Source organism: Paludibacterium flexuosum (genome assembly GCF_037076605.1).
Classification (GTDB): Bacteria; Pseudomonadota; Gammaproteobacteria; order Burkholderiales; family Chromobacteriaceae; genus Paludibacterium.
In genome coordinates this window covers 1-19,696 of record NZ_AP029060.1, presented here as the reverse complement: position 1 = coordinate 19,696, position 19,696 = coordinate 1, and the positions used below count along the sequence as shown (strand labels likewise).

Annotated in this window: 14 protein-coding genes and 3 rRNA genes; 3 read left to right on the top strand and 14 right to left on the bottom strand. The window is 60.0% G+C overall.

Features of this window, described 5'->3' with window-relative positions:
* Positions 1 to 19: 19 nt before the first annotated feature.
* A complete protein-coding gene (trxA, locus tag AACH39_RS00085) occupies positions 20 to 346 on the bottom strand; it encodes a thioredoxin TrxA (RefSeq protein ID WP_215777058.1) in 327 nt (108 codons plus the stop codon).
* A 184-nt stretch (positions 347 to 530) separates the two neighbouring features.
* Here trxA and fabI point away from each other — a divergent pair, with 184 nt between their 5' ends.
* Positions 531 to 1,322: an enoyl-ACP reductase FabI gene (gene fabI / locus AACH39_RS00080; protein WP_215777061.1), complete on the top strand. Its 792-nt coding sequence runs from the start codon at positions 531 to 533 to the stop codon at positions 1,320 to 1,322.
* A gap of 174 nt (positions 1,323 to 1,496) precedes the next feature.
* Entirely contained in the window at positions 1,497 to 1,631 is a 135-nt protein-coding gene (locus tag AACH39_RS00075; protein ID WP_215777064.1) for a DUF3149 domain-containing protein, read from the top strand.
* 72 nt (positions 1,632 to 1,703) lie between these two features.
* Here AACH39_RS00075 and AACH39_RS00070 read toward each other — a convergent pair whose 3' ends face one another.
* From AACH39_RS00070 to putA, 5 genes are all read right to left on the bottom strand, one after another.
* Positions 1,704 to 2,618, bottom strand: a complete 915-nt coding sequence (locus AACH39_RS00070; RefSeq protein ID WP_338620647.1) for a glutathione S-transferase — start codon at positions 2,616 to 2,618, stop codon at positions 1,704 to 1,706.
* Positions 2,615 to 3,775, bottom strand: coding sequence for an iron-containing alcohol dehydrogenase (locus tag AACH39_RS00065; RefSeq protein WP_338620646.1), 1,161 nt, complete (start codon positions 3,773 to 3,775; stop codon positions 2,615 to 2,617). The genes AACH39_RS00070 and AACH39_RS00065 overlap by 4 nt, the downstream gene beginning before the upstream one ends.
* A 56-nt stretch (positions 3,776 to 3,831) precedes the next feature.
* Positions 3,832 to 4,125, bottom strand: a complete 294-nt coding sequence (locus AACH39_RS00060; protein ID WP_338620645.1) for a hypothetical protein — start codon at positions 4,123 to 4,125, stop codon at positions 3,832 to 3,834.
* Positions 4,126 to 4,174: 49 nt separating this feature from the next.
* On the bottom strand, positions 4,175 to 5,389 hold the full coding sequence (locus tag AACH39_RS00055) for a branched-chain amino acid ABC transporter substrate-binding protein (RefSeq protein ID WP_215777100.1): 1,215 nt from the start codon (positions 5,387 to 5,389) through the stop codon (positions 4,175 to 4,177).
* A 112-nt stretch (positions 5,390 to 5,501) separates the two neighbouring features.
* A complete protein-coding gene (gene putA / locus AACH39_RS00050) occupies positions 5,502 to 9,122 on the bottom strand; it encodes a trifunctional transcriptional regulator/proline dehydrogenase/L-glutamate gamma-semialdehyde dehydrogenase (protein WP_338620644.1) in 3,621 nt (1,206 codons plus the stop codon).
* 311 nt (positions 9,123 to 9,433) lie between these two features.
* Between putA and AACH39_RS00045 the strand changes: the two genes are divergently transcribed.
* Positions 9,434 to 9,787 carry a DsrE family protein gene (locus AACH39_RS00045; RefSeq protein WP_215777107.1) on the top strand — a complete coding sequence of 118 codons (354 nt, stop codon included), beginning with the start codon at positions 9,434 to 9,436 and terminating at the stop codon, positions 9,785 to 9,787.
* Positions 9,788 to 9,808: 21 nt separating this feature from the next.
* On the opposite strand, the gene AACH39_RS00040 is transcribed toward AACH39_RS00045, so the two are convergent.
* The 8 genes from AACH39_RS00040 to AACH39_RS00005 form a co-directional block, all read right to left on the bottom strand.
* On the bottom strand, positions 9,809 to 10,474 hold the full coding sequence (locus AACH39_RS00040) for a hypothetical protein (protein WP_338620643.1): 666 nt from the start codon (positions 10,472 to 10,474) through the stop codon (positions 9,809 to 9,811).
* A gap of 166 nt (positions 10,475 to 10,640) precedes the next feature.
* A complete protein-coding gene (locus AACH39_RS00035; protein ID WP_215777114.1) occupies positions 10,641 to 11,003 on the bottom strand; it encodes a BON domain-containing protein in 363 nt (120 codons plus the stop codon).
* Positions 11,004 to 11,227: 224 nt separating this feature from the next.
* Positions 11,228 to 12,571 (bottom strand): sigma 54-interacting transcriptional regulator, encoded by a 1,344-nt coding sequence (locus AACH39_RS00030; RefSeq protein WP_338620642.1) that lies wholly within the window; start codon positions 12,569 to 12,571, stop codon positions 11,228 to 11,230.
* Positions 12,568 to 13,068 (bottom strand): hypothetical protein, encoded by a 501-nt coding sequence (locus AACH39_RS00025; RefSeq protein ID WP_215777119.1) that lies wholly within the window; start codon positions 13,066 to 13,068, stop codon positions 12,568 to 12,570. The genes AACH39_RS00030 and AACH39_RS00025 overlap by 4 nt, the downstream gene beginning before the upstream one ends.
* Positions 13,065 to 14,489, bottom strand: coding sequence for a HAMP domain-containing sensor histidine kinase (locus tag AACH39_RS00020; RefSeq protein ID WP_215777123.1), 1,425 nt, complete (start codon positions 14,487 to 14,489; stop codon positions 13,065 to 13,067). The genes AACH39_RS00025 and AACH39_RS00020 overlap by 4 nt, the downstream gene beginning before the upstream one ends.
* 178 nt (positions 14,490 to 14,667) lie before the next feature.
* Positions 14,668 to 14,782, bottom strand: a 5S ribosomal RNA gene (gene rrf / locus AACH39_RS00015).
* A gap of 75 nt (positions 14,783 to 14,857) precedes the next feature.
* Positions 14,858 to 17,748, bottom strand: a 23S ribosomal RNA gene (locus AACH39_RS00010).
* A 259-nt stretch (positions 17,749 to 18,007) separates the two neighbouring features.
* A 16S ribosomal RNA gene (locus AACH39_RS00005) occupies positions 18,008 to 19,545 on the bottom strand.
* The 16S, 23S and 5S rRNA genes sit together here, the layout of an rRNA operon.
* Positions 19,546 to 19,696 lie beyond the last annotated feature (151 nt).

Sequence of the window (19,696 nt, the reverse complement as noted above, 5' to 3'; positions counted from 1 at the left end):
TCAGTCGAGAATAAACACTTTAAATGTGGCTGTCAACAAAAGCCGTCAGCTGGCCTTTGGCCAGTGCGCCGACCTTGGTGGCCACCACATTGCCGTCCTTGAAGATCATCAGGGTCGGAATGCCGCGGATGCCGAATTTCGGCGGGGTCTGCTCGTTCTGGTCGATGTTGAGCTTGACCACCTTCAGGCGGCCCTGATACTCCTTGGCCACGTCTTCGAGGATCGGCGCGATCATCTTGCACGGACCACACCATTCAGCCCAGTAGTCGACCAGTACCGGTACGTCGGCTTTCAGGACATCTTGTTCAAAGGAGTTGTCGGTCACATGCTGAATCAGGTCGCTCATGGTTGCTCTCTATTTATTAAGCTTGATCCCGGGATGTTAGCAAGCCAGCCAGCGCGCGGCAACCCTGGTCTGAGCAGGGTTGACACAAACCGGCATGGCCAATTTTTTGTCCTACAATTATGGTCTGCGTTTTCTGCCCGGCTTGGGTATAATGGCAGGCTATGTTTAGTTAGAAGGACTGACGATGGGTTTCCTGCAAGGAAAAAAAATTCTGATCACCGGCATGATCTCCAACCGATCCATCGCCTACGGCATCGCCCAGGCCTGTCATCGCGAGGGTGCGGAACTTGCCTTCACCTATGTCGTTGACAAGCTGGAAGACCGCGTGCGCGAAATGGCTGCCGAATTCGGCAGCAAGCTGGTCTATCGCTGCGACGTGCAGAACGATGCCGAAATCGAACAGCTGTTCGTCGATCTGGGCAAGGACTGGGACGGGCTGGACGGGCTGGTACATGCCATTGCCTTCGCACCGCGCGAAGCGCTCAACGGCGACTTCCTCGACTCGCTGTCGCGCGAAGCCTTCCAGATTGCCCACGACGTGTCGTCCTACAGCTTCCCGGCACTGGCCAAGGCCGCGCGCCCGATGATGCAGGGACGCAAGTCTGCCCTGCTGACGCTGTCGTATCTGGGTGCCATCCGTGCCATCCCCAACTACAACGTGATGGGTCTGGCCAAGGCCAGCCTGGAGGCCGGCGTCCGCTTCATGGCCAGCGCACTGGGTCGTGACGGCATCCGTGTCAACGGGATCTCCGCCGGTCCGATCAAGACGCTGGCGGCCTCGGGCATCAAGGACTTCTCCAAGCTGCTGAACCATGTCGCCGGCCAGTCCTCGCTGCGCCGCAACGTCACGACGGAAGAAGTCGGCAATGCCGCCGCCTTCCTGCTGTCCGACCTCGCCTCCGGCATCACCGGCGAGATCACCTATGTCGACGCCGGTTACAGCAATAATGCGCTGAACGTCCCGGAAGAAGACTGACCCTCCGGCACGCTCCGTCGCCAGCCCCACACCGCCAGCAGGCCGTGTGGGGTTTTGTTTTTCCACCCGCCGCACCGTTGATCTGCATCAAAAAACCATACCAGCACAATGGTTAATTTAGATTCAGAAATAATGTCATTCGGATAACGACCGTTAAACCAACAGGAGCGGACCATGGCACTGATTCAGCAACTTCTTTCGGACGATGTCGGCCTTCTCAGCCTGGTGACCATCGTGTTTGCCACCATCGTTGTCGTCGGCTGTGCCGGCATTCTGATCCGCAAATCCAAACAGACCGGACCGAAGTAAAGCCGCAGGACCTGCGGCCGCCCCGTGGCCACCTCGGCCCGCCACGCCGGAAAGGCAAGGCGGGCTGCTTGCCTAGTCAGCCTGCGTCAGTTGATAACCGAGCCGCGGGAAGTGCAGGTGCAAATGTCCGCCGGCGGGGGTCTCCACCGCCAGGGAGATGCGCTGTGCCGTCAATCCGCACAGCGCCCCATGGACGGCCTCCAGCGGATAGCCTTCCGGCATCACCGACACCGGCATCCCGACCTGCCAGCCCGGTTCGGCAACACCCCCGGCCTTCTCCGGCTGTGCCGACCACGCCAGATGAATCGCCTCAGCAGCGGAGAGTTCGGCATGCTCGCCATGACCGAACGCCGTCATGCGGCCGAACCAGGCCAGCAAAGGACCATCCTGCGGTGCCAGCTCGTTCAGCGCACCGATATTATTCAGGAACCACAGCGGATGGTAGACGCCAAAATCGCCGCCGGACGGCAGCGCGCCGGCAAAGAAAGACTGTCCGGTCAGCAGCGCATCCAGCCAGGCCAGCATCGGGCGCAGCTGTGCCGTCACCTGCGGCAGGTCGGCCACCAGGGTCTGGCGCGAGAAATCATATTGCCGGTGCATCGCCGCGCGATCATCCAGCATGAACTGCGGAATCTGCTCCGCGTGCCGCCCCATGACCAGACGCACAGTCAGCCAGAACAACTCGATATCCACCCAGTGGCTCAACACTTCGGCCAGTGCGCGACCATGCGGCGTCGGCTGCGCAGGCTGGGGGAAACGACGCTCAATTTCGTCGGCGATCAGTGCTGAATCACAATAGATATCGGCACCGATCTGCAGCACCGGCGCGCGCCGGTAGCCATGTGTCAGCTGCATCAGGTCCGGCTTGGGCAACACTGGCGGCATCGCCACCGACAACCATGGCAGCTGACGCTGCCCCAGCATCAGACGGATTTTTTCCGAGTAGGGGGAAGCGGCATAGTGATGCAGAATCAGGGCGGGCTTCATACGCGGGCCGCCTGCAGGATCTGACGCGCCAAATCCGGCGTGACATGACCGCCCTCACCCAGCCGGGTCATGCCGTGGGCCTGCAGCTGGCTGACCACCTGCTCGATCGCCTCCTCACCCAGACCATAGTCGGACAGGCGCGTCGGCAAGCCCATGCGCTCGAAGAAATCGCGCGTCAGCGCGATAGCCTGTTCGATACGCTGCGCCTCCGGGCCCTCGTGCAGCTGCCAGACTCGCTCGGCATACTGCAGCAACTTGGCTCGCTTGCTGTCCCGGCGCAGCGACAGACTGGCCGGCAACACCAGCGCCAGGGTGCGGGCATGATCGATCTCAAAAAGCGCGGTCAGCTCATGGCCGATCATGTGCGTCGACCAGTCATGGGTCACGCCGGCCCCCACGATGCCGTTCAGTGCCAGCGTGGCGACCCACATCAGATTGGCACGCACCTCGTAGTCCAGCGGGTTGGCCTGTACTTGCGGCCCCAGTTCGATCAGCGACAGCAACAGCCCCTCGGCAAAGCGATCCTGTGCCAGCGCCTGCCCCGGTACGGTCAAATACTGTTCGGCGACATGCACGAAGGCATCCACCACCCCGTTGGCCACTTGCCGTTCCGGTACGGTGAAGGTCTTTTGCGGATCAAGAATCGAAAAACGCGGAAACAGCAGCGGATTGCGGAACGGCAGCTTGGCGTGCGTGGCGGCATGGGTCACGACCCCGCCGCTATTCATTTCCGAACCGGTAGCCGCCAGGGTCAGGACCGTCCCCAGAGGCAGGGCCTGGCGGATATTGCCGCCGCGCTGCTTCAGAATGTCCAGTGCATCGCCCTCAAACAGGGCGGCGGCGGCCACAAATTTACTGCCATCAATCACCGAGCCACCGCCCACCGCCAGCAGAAAATCCAGTTGCTGCGTCTTGATCAGGTCAACGGCACGCATCAGGGTCTCAAAATGCGGATTTGGCTCAATGCCGCCGAACTCCTGCACCACGTGGCCGGCCAGGGCCTCGCGCACCTGCGCCAGCGTGCCGGTCTTTTCGGCACTGCTGCCGCCATAGAGCACCAGCACACGGGCACCAGCCGGCACCAGCTCGGCCAGGCGGCCGATAGTGTCACGGCCAAAGACAATGCGGGTGGGATTGTAATAGTCAAAATTCTGCATACGAACTCCTGAGTGGACTGGTCGTCTTGATACCAAAGAATGGCGCCATGCTACGCTCAATTAGACCGGTCGTCTACAAGGATATCCCACGGCCATGTCACACCCCCTGCTCTGCCGGCCAGGACCACGCGCAATCTGCCCAGGCAGCGCTGCATTTCGTCCTCATCCCGATGCCCGCCCCCCAGCCGCAAGCCAGGCAAAACCGGCGAACCGGGATCGACGGCGCACTGACTGGCCGTCACACAGGGCAGATCACCCGCTTCGGCCTGCTGCAGGCACCGTGGCGCCGCACTGTCTTGCGCCTGGCGAAGCCAGATCGCCAGCTCGACGGCCGCCCGCGGACAAGACATGAAAAAGCCCGGCGTTGACACGCCGGGCCTTGGCTGACATCAGGACAGATTACTGCGCAGCGGAAGCGGCTGCCCCGCCCACGCTTTCCAGCACGGTCCACTTGCCCCCCACCACCTTGTAGACGGTGATGCCACCGATCTTCAGGTCACCCTTGCTGTCGTACCCCAGGTGCGGGGTAGTCACGGCATCGGTGTAATCGATGGACGCCAGTACCGGCAGGTACTTGGCCGGATCGGACGAATCAGCCTTTTGCATGGCGGCAATCATCACGCGGGTCGCGTCATAGCCGTACGGCGAGTAAGTGGCGACTTCTTCGTTGAAGCGAGCCTTGTAGCGGGTCGCATAATCCTTGCCCTTGGGCATCTGCTCCAGCGGCAGACCGGCCAGCGAGGCCAGCGTGCCCTCGGCTTCGGCACCGGCAACCTTGAGGAAGTCCGGGGTCTTGGTCATTTCGCCGGAAACCAGCGGCGTGGTGATGCCCAGGCGCTTCATCTGCTTGGCCATCGGGGCCGACTGCGCATCGGCGCCACCGTAGTAGATGATGTCCGGATGCAGGCCCTTGAGCGAGGTCAGGATCGCCGCAAAGTCGGTCGACTTGTCGGTGGTGTATTCACGCTTGACCACCTTGCCGCCGGCGCCTTCCACGGCCTTGGCGAACTGATCGGCCAGACCCTGGCCATAGGCGGTACGGTCATCGATGATGGCGATGTTCTTGGCACCCAGCTTCTTCACCACATACTCGCCCATCACGCTGCCCTGCTGGGTATCCGAGGTCATGGAACGGAAGGTGGTCTTGAAGCCTTGCGCCGTAAAGGCCGGTGCGGTCGCCATGGCGATCTGGGGAATACCGGCGTCGGAGTACAGCTTGGAAGCCGGAATCGAGGTACCCGAGTTGAAGTGACCGATCACACCGCTGACCTTCTCGTCGATCAGCTTCTGGGCCACTTCGGTAGCGGTCTTCGGATCGGCCTGGTCATCCATCACTTCCAGTTCGAACTTGACCGGCTTGCCGCCCAGGGTCGGATGGGTGGCGTTGGCGTCTTCGATCGCCAGGGTCACGCCATTCTTGTACTCGGCACCATAATGCGCCTGCGGCCCGGTCAGCGGGGCAACAAAACCCAGCTTGACCACGGCGGCGCCACTGTCTGCCGCGGCGCCGGAAGCGGCGGCCGGTGCGGACGCATCTTCCTTCTTGCCGCAGGCGGCCAGCGCCAGCGCTGCCATCACGGACAGGGTAACAACAGTCAGTTTGCTTGCTTGCATCGTTCGTCCTTCTCGTTATGTTTTGATCCGCACGGCTATCGAGAGCGCACGGTTTCCCCATGATTCCATGGAAACAAGGCATTATTTCAATGCATTACCTCCATGGCAACTACTACTCTTCCATACTCATCAGACTGGCATTGCCACCGGCTGCCGTGGTGTTGATGCACAAGGCCCGCTCCACCACCAGCCGATGCAATTCATAGCCCTCCGGCCCGGCTTCGATCAACGGCACGATGGCCCCGCTGCGGGCCGCCAGCGTACGGCGCACCGTATCTGCCAGCCCGGCCGGACCGGCAAACAGCACGGCATCCAGCGGCTCGCTGTCCAGCGGGGCATCGGCCGTATCCACCCAACCCGGCATCAGGGCGCACAGCTGGTCGTTTTCCACGCTATGCGGCAACAGGATGCGGTTGTCGCAACTCAGCGCGGCCACCATTTGCCGCAGCAGCTCGCCGCGCTCCGGTGCCAGACACGCCACCACCCCGCGGGCAGCGAAACGCAAGGTATTCTGTTCACCGGTCGGCCCCGGCAGAACAAGATCACCCAGCAAGGGGCTTTGCACTCGGCCGAAGGTCATCAACTCGCGCGCTTTGGCCAGTTCAGCCGACGACAGTCCCCAGTTCGCCAGGGCACCGTTCAGGGCAACCAGACCCGGCAGTGCGGCTTCCTGATGGCGGATCGCCAGCGTCGGGCGCCAGGCGGCTCGTGTCAGCCGGTACAGATAGAAAGGTCCGCCGGCCTTCGGGCCGGTACCGGACTTGCCCTCCCCCCCAAACGGCTGCACACCGACGACGGCGCCGACAATATTGCGGTTGACGTAGACATTGCCCGCCTTGACCTGCCGGGCTACATGCTGGATGGTCTCGTCGATGCGGCTGTGGACACCATGAGTCAGGCCATAGCCCGAGCGATTGACCTCGGCCAGCACCAGATCCAGCTGATCCGCAGCAAAACGGCGGACATGCAGCACCGGGCCGAATACTTCGCGCTCCAGATGGCTCAGATTGTCCAGCTCGATCAGCGTCGGCGCGACGAAATGCCCCTGGGCGGCAGACGCCGGCAAGGCCGTCTGGTGCATGGCACGGGCCAGCGGACGCATCTTCTCGATATGCGCCAGCAGACCGCTGCGCGCTTCCTCATCGATCACCGGACCAACATCGGTCGCCAGCCTGGCCGGATCGCCCACCACCAGCTCGTCCATGGCGCCACGGATCATGGTCAGGATCTTGTCGGCCACCTCATGTTGCAGATAGAGCACGCGCAATGCCGAGCAACGCTGACCGGCGGAGTCGAAGGCCGAGGCCAGCACATCGGTCACCACCTGCTCCGGCAGTGCCGTGCTGTCGACAATCATCGCGTTCTGACCACCGGTTTCCGCCACCAGCACCACATCGCCCCCCCGCTCGGCCAGCGAACGGTTGATCAGCTGTGCCACTTCGGTCGAACCGGTAAAGATCACCCCCTGAACACGGGCATCATTGACCAGGGCCGCCCCCACGACCTCACCACGGCCAGGCAACAGTTGCAGCACCGCACGCGGCACGCCGGCCTCATACATCAGGCGTACCGCTTCGGCGGCAATCAGGCTGGTCTGCTCGGCCGGCTTGGCCAGCACGGTGTTACCGGCCGCCAGCGCAGCACTGACCTCCCCCAGGAAAATGGCCAGCGGGAAGTTCCACGGGCTGATACATACCACCGGCCCCAGCGCGGCCGGGGCCTTGACACTGAATTCGCGCGCAGCCTGGGCACCGTAATAACGCAGGAAATCAACCGCCTCACGAACTTCGGCAATGGCGTTGTTCAGCGTCTTGCCGGCCTCACGCACGGCCAGGGCCATCAGTTCGGGACAATGGGCCTCCAGCAAGTCCGCCGCGCGCGACAGGCAGGCGGCACGTTCGGCGGCCGGGGTGGCCGCCCAGCCGGCAGCGGCCTCAGCCGCAAAACCGACAGCTCGGCGGGCATCCTCGGCGCTGGCATCCGTCACTTGTCCGATGCGTTCGCTCAGGCAGGCGGGATTGCGCACCTCGCGGGCCGGGCCGCCCTCATGACGGTCATCCGCCAGCATCGGCCGAGCCTGCCAGTCACGCTGATCCGCCGCCATCAGGCGTTGCTGCAGATCGGCCAGAACCAGCTCGTTCGACAGATCCAGGCCGGCCGAATTACGGCGTTCGTCGCCATACAGCGCCACCGGCAGCGGAATCTTGCCGTGTGGCAGACCGGTGGTTTCGGCTGCCTGCTCGCACGGGTCAGTCACCAGTTCATCGATCGAGACCGATTCGTCGACAATACGATTGACGAAGGAGCTGTTGGCACCGTTTTCCAGCAGGCGTCGCACCAGGTAGGCCAGCAGCGTCTGGTGCGAACCGACCGGCGCATAGATGCGGCAGCTGCGGCCCATATTGTGGTTGCCGACCACCTGGTCATACAGGGTCTCGCCCATGCCGTGCAGACACTGGAATTCATAGTCCAGTCCGGACGCCAGGGTGAAGACCGCCGAAAGCGTATAGGCATTGTGGGTGGCGAATTGCGGGAACACGGCGTCCTGGGCAGACAGCAGCTTGCGGGCGCAGGCCAGATAGGACACATCGGTGTGAACCTTGCGGGTATACACCGGATAGCCTGGCTGTCCGTCAACCTGGGCACGCTTGATCTCGGCGTCCCAATACGCACCCTTGACCAGACGGATCATGAAGCGATGGCCGGTCTCGCGCGCCAGTTCGATCAGGTAATCAATGACATAGGGACAACGTTTCTGGTAGGCCTGCACCACAATGCCAATGCCCTTGAAGCCGGCCAGGTCCGGATCACGCGCCAGGGCCTCGACCAGATCGAGCGAAATCTCCAGACGGTCGGTTTCCTCGGCATCGATGTTCAGGCCGATATCGTATTGCTTGGCCAGCAGGAACAGTGCCTTCAGGCGCGGCAGCAACTCCCCCATCACCCGATGGTGCTGGGCTCGGGAGTAGCGCGGATGAATGGCGGACAACTTGACGGAGATCCCCGGGCCTTCATACACCCCTCGCCCGTCACTGGCCTTGCCGATGGCATGAATGGCCGTGACATAGTCCTGGTAATAGCGCTCGGCGTCTTCCGCGGTCATGGCCGCTTCGCCCAGCATGTCGTAACTGAAGCGATAGCCGCGTGACTCACGCTCGCGGCCGTTATCCAGCGCCTCCTCGATGGTCTCGCCGGTGACGAACTGGCGCCCCAGCATGCGCATGGCCAGATCCACCCCCTTGCGGATCAGCGGCTCACCGCCCTTGGCGGCCAGTCGGGTCACGGCGGCAGACAGGCCCTGCTCACTGTAGGACGAAACCAGCTTGCCGGTGACCAGCAGGCCCCAGGCGGCGGCATTGACGAACAGCGAAGCACTGTTGCCCAGATGCGAGCGCCAGTCACCGCGGCCAATTTTGTCGCGAATCAGTTTGTCGGCGGTTTCCTTGTCCGGAATGCGCAGCAAGGCTTCTGCCAGGCACATCAGGGCCACCCCTTCCAGGCTGGAGAGGGAGAACTCATGCATCAGCGCATCCACGCCACTGGCACGGGTGCGTGTCTCGCGTACCTTGCTCACCAGACGGCGGGCCAGGCGCTGGGCAGCAAAGACTTGCTCGCGCGTCATGGCGGCCTGGGTCAGCAGGGTTTGCACACACTGCTGCTCGTCACGGCGATAGGCTTCGGTAATGGCTTGGCGCAGCGGTGTCTGCGCCTGGGCAAAGGCTTGGAATGGCATATGGTCTCCCCTGTACGGGCACGTTGACAGCGACCGGGCTGATGCCGGTCACTGGCATCGGAGGCGCCCCCAGCACCGACCGATGCACGTGCTTATTGATCTGTAGCGTGCAGTTTCAAACTCATCATAATATACCAAACAAATATGTTTTGTCCGACAATATAATTTATTCCATCAGTTTGATATAAGGCACTGCAAGACCCCTGGCAAAGCCGCATCAGACAGCGGAAGATGGCGTTGCAGTGGCAAAAAGTGGCGACTTGCGCCATCCTGTGCACACTGCAATCGCCTTTTTTTCCGGGAGAATTGTCATGCAAAACATCCTGTTCACACTCAACGCCAGCCCTTATGGCAGCGAACGCACGCTTTCCGGCCTGCGCCTGGCACTGGCCCTGTCCGATAGCGAGGCCAAACCGAAAATCACGCTATTTCTGCTTTCCGATGCCGTGGTCACCGCCATGCAAGGTCAGACGGTTGCCGCCGGCGCCACGCTGGGAGAAATGCTGCAGGATCTGCTGGCCACCGGCGCCACCGTCAAGGTCTGCCGAACCTGTACCACCGCACGTGGTATCGACGAAGCCCTGCTGATCAAGGGCGTGGGCATCGGCACCATGCCTGAGCTGGCCGAACTGACCCTGGCCGCCGACAAGGTACTGAGCTTCTGATCCCGCCAGGGGCCGAGCGGGTCAGAGCGGTGGCAGCGGACAGTCACGATGACTGGTCCGGTTGTGCGCCATGACCCGCGCCGGGGCGGGCAACTGCAGCAACGTCACGCCACAAGCGCTGAGCAAGACTAACAAGCGGTCATCCTGTCCCAGTATTTGCCCTTCCAGCACGCCCCCGTCAGCCAGAGCGACCCGGGTCGGCAGCGGTGAGCCATCATTGACGCTGGCAGAGAGCTGCTGAAAGCGAGCCTTGCCTTGTTCCAGCGCCGCCCCGAGCCAGACGGTCAGGGGCAACATCACGCCCCCTGCCAGCAACAGCAGCCATCCGCTCAGGCGGCGTACCGCCGGGCCAGGCAGGAACCATCGGCACAGCCAGGATTTCAGCCGGACGGACACAGATGGCAGGCACAGCCGGACCAGGCCTTTCAGGTACCAGCCGACACACAAACACACCATCGCCCCGAGCAGCAGCAGCCAGTTATGCGCGGCAAACAGGAAACCATTGAGTGTCACCACCTGGGGCGACTGGTCAAAGGGCGGCTCGGGCAAGCCGGCCGAGGCCCAGAAACCGAGTGCGAAAGCATGGCCGGCCATCCAGGACAGCAGCGCAATCAACGACAGCACTGCCGAACCGTATTTGAATGATTCGGCCAGCGAGGCCAGGATCGAAGGGGAAGTCTGAGACATCGGGCACTCCTGAACAATGGCCATGCACCCACGCGCCGACATGGCGGCAGATCTGAGCCAACAGGGAATGTCAAACGGCTGGCCGGTGCTGTCCATTCAGCGCGAAAAAAATGGCCTGCCGGGGGATGGCAGGCCAAAGGTAGAGATCAAACTCAAAACACAGGCATTAGCTGGCAGATAATTTAATTTCCGATTTCACCTCCTTGACGCCGTACACGGCACTGGCTGTATCCAAAAGTTGACTTTCGACCTGTTCACTGGCGGCAATGCCGCGCAGGGTCACACGTCCGTTATGGGCCACGACGTCGACTTCGGCGGCGCCGCTGGCGATGATGCCGGAGATGGCATCGGTGACTTGGCGAGCCAGGGTATCGTCTGCCGCCGAAATGGTCGGCAGGGACACGGGCTGAGCCAGAATGGCAGAGGCATCGGCGGCATACCACTCCACCGCATCCTGACGGGTCATGCTCGCGCTGAAGGCAAGCGCAGGCACCAGCAGCAGGCCGAGTGACAGCAAAGCGTGACGCATGAAGGTTCTCCCTATCCGGTTTGACTTGCCCTTCCTATTGCAACAAGCGTGCCAGCCTGATCAAACGCTGATAATTCAATGACTTGCATTTTTCTGTCGCCGTGCGTGGTGCCGATTTGTCGCCATCAGGCGACAAGCCAGGCGACCAAATCATTATCTTGTTGATCTGAAAAGAAAAAAAGCTGTCGTCAATCGACGACAGCCTTTTCCGGCAAGCAGATCACTCAGCCCTGAGCCTTGAAACTGGCGGCATCCAGCTCATGCCGCTGCAACAGCCGGTAGAATTCCGTCCGGTTACGTTCAGCCAGCCGCGCCGCATCGGCCACATTACCCCCGGTCAATCGCAGCAGACGCTCCAGATAATCACGCTCCGTCTGGCGGCGGAACTCGGCCAGCGAGGGAATGGCATCGGACTCTTCGCTCACCGACTTCTGCACCTGGGCCAGGGTGACCACCGGCCCGGAACACAGCACACAGCACTGCTCGACCACATTGGCCAACTGGCGGATATTCCCCGGCCAGCGCGAGGACGACAGAAAGGCCAGCGCCTCCGGGGCAAACACCGGCAGGGGACGCTGGTAGCGTTGCGCAACCTGGCTGAGAAAATGTTGCGCCAGCAGCGGGATGTCTTCGCGCCGCTCGGCCAGCGGCGGCAAATTCAGCGTCACCACATTGAGCCGGTAAAACAGATCTTCGCGGAACTGGCCTTCGCGCATCAGGGTTTCCAGATCGCGGTGGGTGGCAGAAACCACCCGGATATCTACCGCACGAGCCCGCGCCGAGCCCACCGGGCGGACTTCACGATCCTGCAGCAGGCGCAGCAGTTTCACCTGCAGTGCCAGCGGCATGTCACCGATCTCGTCCAGAAACAAGGTGCCGCCATCGGCTTCCAGTACCAGCCCCTGATGCCTGGCCGAGGCACCGGTAAAGGCGCCTTTTTCGTGACCGAACAACTCGCTTTCCAGCAAATTCTCCGGAATGGCGCCACAGTTCACCGCCACGAACGGCCCCTGACTGCGTGCGCTGCAGCGATGCAGCGCACGAGCCAGCACCTCCTTGCCGGTTCCGCTCTCGCCGCGGATCAGCACACTGGCATCGGTGGCCGCCACCATGCGCGTCTGGGCCAGCAGCTCGGCCATTTGCGGACTGCGGGAAATCATGCCGCCCTGCCAGTCCTGCGGCGCCTGTTCGGCCACCTGCCCCCCCGATGCCACCAGGGCCTGCTCGATCTTGGCCAGCAGCTCGCGCCCTTCAAAAGGTTTGACCAGGTAGCCGAAGACGCCGCGGCCAACGGCCTCGAGGGCATCCGGCACCGTCCCGAAGGCGGTGAGAATGATCACCGGCAACGAGGGGAACCGCCGGCGGACCGCTTCGAACAAGCCGAGGCCATCCATGCCGGGCAGGTGCCAGTCGGTCACCAGCACATCGACACGGTGGGATGCCAGGACATTCAAGGCGGCTTCGGCACTGGCGACCGCCTCGACCTGATGCCCGGCAGCCGTCAGGCGCATGCTGACCAGACGCAGCAGATCGGCATCATCATCGACCAGCAGGATCTGTGCACTCATGAGCCGGCCCCCGGTTTGCGGGTGCTTTTACGTGCCATGCTCTTTTCCAGCGCGGTCAACGCGGTAATCTTGGCGTTCAGATCGTCAATGCGCTGCTGCTGATCACGGATCTGGGACGACAATTTGTCGGCGCGCTCGTCCGCCCGGCGTCGCTCGCTCAGTTGCCGGTCCAGCAGCGCGGCCAGTCCGGCCAGTGCAGTGTCCCGCTGTACCTCGGTACCATTGAGCACGCTGTCCACCAGACTGCGCGCCCGCGCGAGGTCGGTCTTGCTATCCGACTGGGTGATAATCTGTGCCGCCAGTTTGAGCCGGTCTGCCGCACACACGGCCTTGGTGCTGTTAAAAGCGACGCGCGGCTCGCGCAGCCCGGACAGGGCCCAGTCGGCATCATGGCAAAACAGTTCCGGCATGCGGGCCTGTTGCGCGCGCGTACTGTTCCAGGCACAGCCGGCCAGCAACAGCAAAGCCGCCAGGGAAGTAGATCTAAGCAAAGTCATGTTGTTTTTCCATTTTCCGGCCACCACAGCTCGAAACAGGCTCCCGGGCCAGTCGATGCCACCAGGCGGACATCGCCCCCCATCAACTGGGCAAAAGTGCGAGCCATGGTCAGGCCAATTCCCGATCCGGCCGACTCTCCTTGCGGAGGCTTACCGCTATAGAACGGGTCGAAAATGCGATCGACCTCGGCCGGGCTGACGCCTGGCCCCTGGTCGCTCACCTGAATGTAAATGCAGTCGCGTTCGCGACGTGCCTGCAATGTGATTTCCCCGCCGATGGGAGAAAAGCGGATAGCATTGATCAGCAGATTGTCGAGAATGGTCTGTACCTTGTGCTCATCCCCCTGCACCTGCTCGACCTCCAGCGCGGAACGAATGCGCAACTGTCGACGCTCGATCAGGGCAAGCCAGTCATGCTCGCGGCACGCCAGCAGTTGTGGCAGGGAGAAGGGACGAAAAATGACCTGCTGTCCAAGCCAGCGTGCCACATCATGCTTGAGCAGGGTTTCCACGCGGGAACGCAGGGTCACCACATTGCTCTGCTGGATGGCGATGATTTCGCGCTGCGCCTGGTTGAGCGGGCCGGGCACTTCGTCGGCCAGCAGGGCGGAGGCCTCACTGATGGCCGCCAGCGGCGTTTTCAGTTCATGAGAGACCTGACGGAAGAAACTGGCTTTTTCCGATTCCAGCTGCTCCAGACGTCGGTCCAGACCAGCCAGTGCGTCGGCCAGATCGCGCACATCACTGGGACCGGCCACTTGCCAGGACTGTCCACGCACACCTTGCGCCAGCCGACCGATGCGTTGCCGCAATTTGCCCAGCGGCGCGAACAGGATGTAGCCCAGAATCATCGCCAGCATCAGGGCCAGCAACAGCGAGAACAATGCCAGACGATTGGCTTCGGCGTGCTGCTGGCGCAGGCTGTCGGCCCACTGGCGCCGCTCGACCTGCACCTGACGCCGCAGGCGCAATTCCATCTGGGCATGGTTGCTGCTCAGGGCATCGAACTGCGCGACCACCCGATCACTTTCCGGCGGAGAAGAGGCATCCAGCCAGGACTGCAGCAATTGCACCCGCTGCTGGTCGTCGCGCAGCAGACTCCCCAGCACCGGGTCCGGTACCTCTGCCAGTGTATTCGCCGGCGTTGCCAGATCCTGAGCAAAGCTCTGCGACAGCTGCAGCAGGGCCGGATCCTGCAACAACAGCCATTGCCGCATGCTGCGCTCGAGGTGCTCCTCCCGGTCTGACAGCGTGCGCAGAGCCTGCTGCCAGCGATCGATATTCGCCATGCGCGCCTCGGCCTGGAAAGCCAGCTGGTCGAGTTGCCACCACATGCGGACCAGTGCCAGTGAAGGCAGCATGGTGACCAGCAGCAATGAGCAAACCAGCAGGGTGCGGAAAGAGACGGGTAAACGCAACATGGACATCCTCACGGAACGTTCGAGCCAGGCAGACACGACGAATCAGAATTTTACGCAAAGATGCAGCATGATTCAGAACAATCTTCCTCAGCCCCGCCCTGTATGGCTGACAGCCGAAGCCATCGCGGCACCACAAAGCAAAAAGCCCAGACCTGTCGGTCTGGGCTTTGCATGGGGAGTCTGGCAGTGTCCTACTTTCACACGGCGAATGCCGCACTATCATCGGCGCTAAGGCGTTTCACGGTCCTGTTCGGGATGGGAAGGCGTGGGACCACCTCGCTATGGCCGCCAGACATAAACTGTCTACAAACTGCAGAAGCCGTTTGGTTTGAATTCGTATGTATCGGGCACAAAGCCCATCAAATGATAGGATCAAGCCTCACGAGCCATTAGTATCGGTTAGCTTCACGCCTCACAGCGCTTCCACACCCGACCTATCAACGTCCTGGTCTCGAACGACTCTTCAGGAGGGTCTAGCCCTCAGGGAAGTCTCATCTTCAGGCGAGTTTCCCGCTTAGATGCTTTCAGCGGTTATCTCTTCCGAACTTAGCTACCCGGCGATGCCACTGGCGTGACAACCGGTACACCAGAGGTTCGTCCACTCCGGTCCTCTCGTACTAGGAGCAGCCCCCGTCAAACTTCCAACGCCCACTGCAGATAGGGACCAAACTGTCTCACGACGTTTTGAACCCAGCTCGCGTACCACTTTAAATGGCGAACAGCCATACCCTTGGGACCGGCTACAGCCCCAGGATGTGATGAGCCGACATCGAGGTGCCAAACTCCGCCGTCGATGTGAACTCTTGGGCGGAATCAGCCTGTTATCCCCGGAGTACCTTTTATCCGTTGAGCGATGGCCCTTCCATTCAGAACCACCGGATCACTATGTCCTGCTTTCGCACCTGCTCGACTTGTCGGTCTCGCAGTTAAGCCACCTTTTGCCATTGCACTATCAGCACGATTTCCGACCGTACCTAGGTGACCTTCGAACTCCTCCGTTACACTTTGGGAGGAGACCGCCCCAGTCAAACTGCCTACCATGCACTGTCCCCGATCCGGATCACGGACCTAGGTTAGAACCTCAAACACACCAGGGTGGTATTTCAAGGACGGCTCCACGCAAACTAGCGTTCACGCTTCATAGCCTCCCACCTATCCTACACAAGTCTGTTCAAAGTCCCATGCAAAGCTACAGTAAAGGTTCACGGGGTCTTTCCGTCTAGCAGCGGGTAGATTGCATCTTCACAAACATTTCAACTTCGCTGAGTCTCAGGAGGAGACAGTGTGGCCATCGTTACGCCATTCGTGCGGGTCGGAACTTACCCGACAAGGAATTTCGCTACCTTAGGACCGTTATAGTTACGGCCGCCGTTTACCGGGGCTTCGATCAAGAGCTTGCACCCCATCACTTAACCTTCCGGCACCGGGCAGGCGTCACACCGTATACGTCCACTTTCGTGTTGGCACAGTGCTGTGTTTTTGATAAACAGTCGCAGCCACCGATTCTCTGCGACCTCTCAAAGCTTCGGACGCGAAGTCCTACACCCTAAGAGGCATACCTTCTCCCGAAGTTACGGTATCAATTTGCCGAGTTCCTTCTCCTGAGTTCTCTCAAGCACCTTAGAATTTTCTTCCTGCCCACCTGTGTCGGTTTGCGGTACGGTTCTCATACAGCTGAAGCTTAGAGGCTTTTCCTGGAAGCAGGGTATCAGTCACTTCAGGTCCGTAGACCCTCGTTATCACTTCTCGGCGTTAACGAACACGTGGATTTGCCTGCGTGTCCCGCCTACCAGCTTGAACCAACTATTCCAACAGTTGGCTGACCTAACCTTCTCCGTCCCCCCATCGCACTGTATGAAAGTACTGGAATGTTAACCAGTTTCCCATCGACTACGCATTTCTGCCTCGCCTTAGGGGCCGACTCACCCTACGCCGATGAACGTTGCGTAGGAAACCTTGGGCTTTCGGTGAGCGGGCTTTTCACCCGCTTTATCGCTACTCATGTCAGCATTCGCACTTCTGATATCTCCAGCATGCCTTTCGACACACCTTCACAGACCTACAGAACGCTCCCCTACCACTTGCACTCGCGTGCAAATCCGCAGCTTCGGTTATCAGTTTGAGCCCCGTTACATCTTCCGCGCAGGACGACTCGACCAGTGAGCTATTACGCTTTCTTTAAATGATGGCTGCTTCTAAGCCAACATCCTGGCTGTCTGGGCCTTCCCACTTCGTTTACCACTTAACTGATCATTTGGGACCTTAGCTGGCGGTCTGGGTTGTTTCCCTCTTGACGATGGACGTTAGCACCCACCGTCTGTCTCCCATGCTCGCACTTTCCGGTATTCAGAGTTTGCCATGGGTTGGTAAGTCGCAATGACCCCCTAGCCATAACAGTGCTTTACCCCCGGAAGTGATACATGAGGCACTACCTAAATAGTTTTCGGGGAGAACCAGCTATCTCCGAGTTTGTTTAGCCTTTCACCCCTATCCACAGCTCATCCCCTAATTTTGCAACATTAGTGGGTTCGGACCTCCAGTGCGTGTTACCGCACCTTCATCCTGGCCATGGATAGATCACTCGGTTTCGGGTCTACGCCCAGCAACTGAAGCGCCCTATTCGGACTCGCTTTCGCTACGCCTCCCCTATTCGGTTAAGCTCGCTACTGAACGTAAGTCGCTGACCCATTATACAAAAGGTACGCAGTCACCCCTTGCGAGGCTCCCACTGTTTGTATGCATCCGGTTTCAGGTTCTATTTCACTCCCCTCCCGGGGTTCTTTTCGCCTTTCCCTCACGGTACTGGTTCACTATCGGTCGATCATGAGTATTTAGCCTTGGAGGATGGTCCCCCCATCTTCAGACAGGATTTCTCGTGTCCCGCCCTACTTGTCGTACGCTCAGTGCCACCATTCAGTTTTCGTGTACGGGGCTATCACCCACTACGGCGAGCCTTTCCAGACTCTTCCACTAACTCAACGGCTAAAACGTACAGGCTCTTCCATTTTCGCTCACCACTACTCACGGAATCTCGGTTGATTTCTTTTCCTGCGGGTACTTAGATGTTTCAGTTCTCCGCGTTCGCTCTACCCACCCTATGTGTTCAGGTGGGAGTGACCCCTAAGGGCCGGGTTTCCCCATTCGGACATCGCGGGATCAAAGCTCTATTGCCAGCTCCCCCGCGCTTTTCGCAGGCTTACACGTCCTTCATCGCCTATGATCGCCAAGGCATCCACCAGATGCACTTACTCGCTTGACCCTATCATTTCAAGGGCCTTGCGCACTCGCTTTGCCGATACCTCTACCGGCAAAACGTCGATACATACAATTACCCAAAGTTGAATCCAAACGAGGATGAAACCATCCTGGCTCAGAATCAATTTTGTATTCGGCTTCTTCAGTTTGTTAAAGATCAATGCGTTTGAAACGCTAATCACAAGACCCCTCAGGCCCTCTGATTACCATTCCACTCGCTGAACAACCGATAGGCTGTGAGTACCAGGATCGACTTTCTCTAGAAAGGAGGTGATCCAGCCGCAGGTTCCCCTACGGCTACCTTGTTACGACTTCACCCCAGTCATGAAGCATACCGTGGTAAGCGGCCTCCTTGCGGTTAGCCTACCCACTTCTGGTATCCCCCACTCCCATGGTGTGACGGGCGGTGTGTACAAGACCCGGGAACGTATTCACCGCAGCATGCTGATCTGCGATTACTAGCGATTCCGACTTCACGCACTCGAGTTGCAGAGTGCGATCCGGACTACGATCGGTTTTTTGAGATTGGCTCCACCTCGCGGCTTCGCGACCCTCTGTACCGACCATTGTATGACGTGTGAAGCCCTGCTCATAAGGGCCATGAGGACTTGACGTCATCCCCACCTTCCTCCGGTTTGTCACCGGCAGTCTCATTAGAGTGCCCAACTTAATGATGGCAACTAATGACAAGGGTTGCGCTCGTTGCGGGACTTAACCCAACATCTCACGACACGAGCTGACGACAGCCATGCAGCACCTGTGTTACCGCTCCCTTTCGGGCACACCCAAATCTCTTCGGGCTTCGGTACATGTCAAGAGCAGGTAAGGTTTTTCGCGTTGCATCGAATTAATCCACATCATCCACCGCTTGTGCGGGTCCCCGTCAATTCCTTTGAGTTTTAACCTTGCGGCCGTACTCCCCAGGCGGTCAACTTCTCGCGTTAGCTACGCTACCAAGGATTCAAACCCCCAACAGCTAGTTGACATCGTTTAGGGCGTGGACTACCAGGGTATCTAATCCTGTTTGCTCCCCACGCTTTCGTGCATGAGCGTCAGTGTCATCCCAGGGGGCTGCCTTCGCCATCGGTATTCCTCCACATCTCTACGCATTTCACTGCTACACGTGGAATTCTACCCCCCTCTGACGCACTCTAGCCTTGCAGTCTCCAATGCCGTTCCCAGGTTGAGCCCGGGGCTTTCACATCAGACTTGCAAAACCGCCTGCGCACGCTTTACGCCCAGTAATTCCGATTAACGCTTGCACCCTACGTATTACCGCGGCTGCTGGCACGTAGTTAGCCGGTGCTTATTCTTCAGGTACTCTCATCCCCGCTCATTATTCACAAGCAGGATTTGCTCCCTGACAAAAGTCCTTTACAACCCGAAGGCCTTCTTCAGACACGCGGCATGGCTGGATCAGGGTTGCCCCCATTGTCCAAAATTCCCCACTGCTGCCTCCCGTAGGAGTCTGGGCCGTGTCTCAGTCCCAGTGTGGCGGATCATCCTCTCAGACCCGCTACTGATCGTCGCCTTGGTGGGCCTTTACCCCACCAACTAGCTAATCAGACGTCGGCCGCTCGAATAACGCGAGGCCCAAAGGTCCCCCGCTTTCCTCCTCAGAGCGTATGCGGTATTAGCACAACTTTCGCTGCGTTATCCCCCATTACTCGGCACGTTCCGACGCATTACTCACCCGTTCGCCACTCGCCACCAGGAGCAAGCTCCCGTGCTGCCGTTCGACTTGCATGTGTAAAGCATGCCGCCAGCGTTCAATCTGAGCCAGGATCAAACTCTTCAGTTCAATCTCTATGCTTTTCGTACTATCTGGCACGCAAGGACTTCAAAAGAACCCCGTAAGGTTTTTTTCTGTCTCTTGCAGTGCAAGTGTCGGTCTCTCCCGGCACTCACACCTATCGGTTGTTCGTTTTGTTAAAGAGCGGTGCTGCTGTTGC

Bases quoted from the DNA above. Each gene is read 5' to 3' on its own strand.
- AACH39_RS00035 (WP_215777114.1), bottom strand. From the start codon at position 11,003: ATGCGTCACGCTTTGCTGTCACTCGGCCTGCTGCTGGTGCCTGCGCTT.
- AACH39_RS00020 (WP_215777123.1), bottom strand. From the start codon at position 14,489: ATGTTGCGTTTACCCGTCTCTTTCCGCACCCTGCTGGTTTGCTCATTG.
- putA (WP_338620644.1), bottom strand. From the start codon at position 9,122: ATGCCATTCCAAGCCTTTGCCCAGGCGCAGACACCGCTGCGCCAAGCC.
- AACH39_RS00055 (WP_215777100.1), bottom strand. From the start codon at position 5,389: ATGCAAGCAAGCAAACTGACTGTTGTTACCCTGTCCGTGATGGCAGCG.
- trxA (WP_215777058.1), bottom strand. From the start codon at position 346: ATGAGCGACCTGATTCAGCATGTGACCGACAACTCCTTTGAACAAGAT.
- AACH39_RS00040 (WP_338620643.1), bottom strand. From the start codon at position 10,474: ATGTCTCAGACTTCCCCTTCGATCCTGGCCTCGCTGGCCGAATCATTC.
- AACH39_RS00045 (WP_215777107.1), top strand. From the start codon at position 9,434: ATGCAAAACATCCTGTTCACACTCAACGCCAGCCCTTATGGCAGCGAA.
- fabI (WP_215777061.1), top strand. From the start codon at position 531: ATGGGTTTCCTGCAAGGAAAAAAAATTCTGATCACCGGCATGATCTCC.
- AACH39_RS00070 (WP_338620647.1), bottom strand. From the start codon at position 2,618: ATGAAGCCCGCCCTGATTCTGCATCACTATGCCGCTTCCCCCTACTCG.
- AACH39_RS00025 (WP_215777119.1), bottom strand. From the start codon at position 13,068: ATGACTTTGCTTAGATCTACTTCCCTGGCGGCTTTGCTGTTGCTGGCC.
- AACH39_RS00065 (WP_338620646.1), bottom strand. From the start codon at position 3,775: ATGCAGAATTTTGACTATTACAATCCCACCCGCATTGTCTTTGGCCGT.
- AACH39_RS00030 (WP_338620642.1), bottom strand. From the start codon at position 12,571: ATGAGTGCACAGATCCTGCTGGTCGATGATGATGCCGATCTGCTGCGT.
- AACH39_RS00060 (WP_338620645.1), bottom strand. From the start codon at position 4,125: ATGTCTTGTCCGCGGGCGGCCGTCGAGCTGGCGATCTGGCTTCGCCAG.
- AACH39_RS00075 (WP_215777064.1), top strand. From the start codon at position 1,497: ATGGCACTGATTCAGCAACTTCTTTCGGACGATGTCGGCCTTCTCAGC.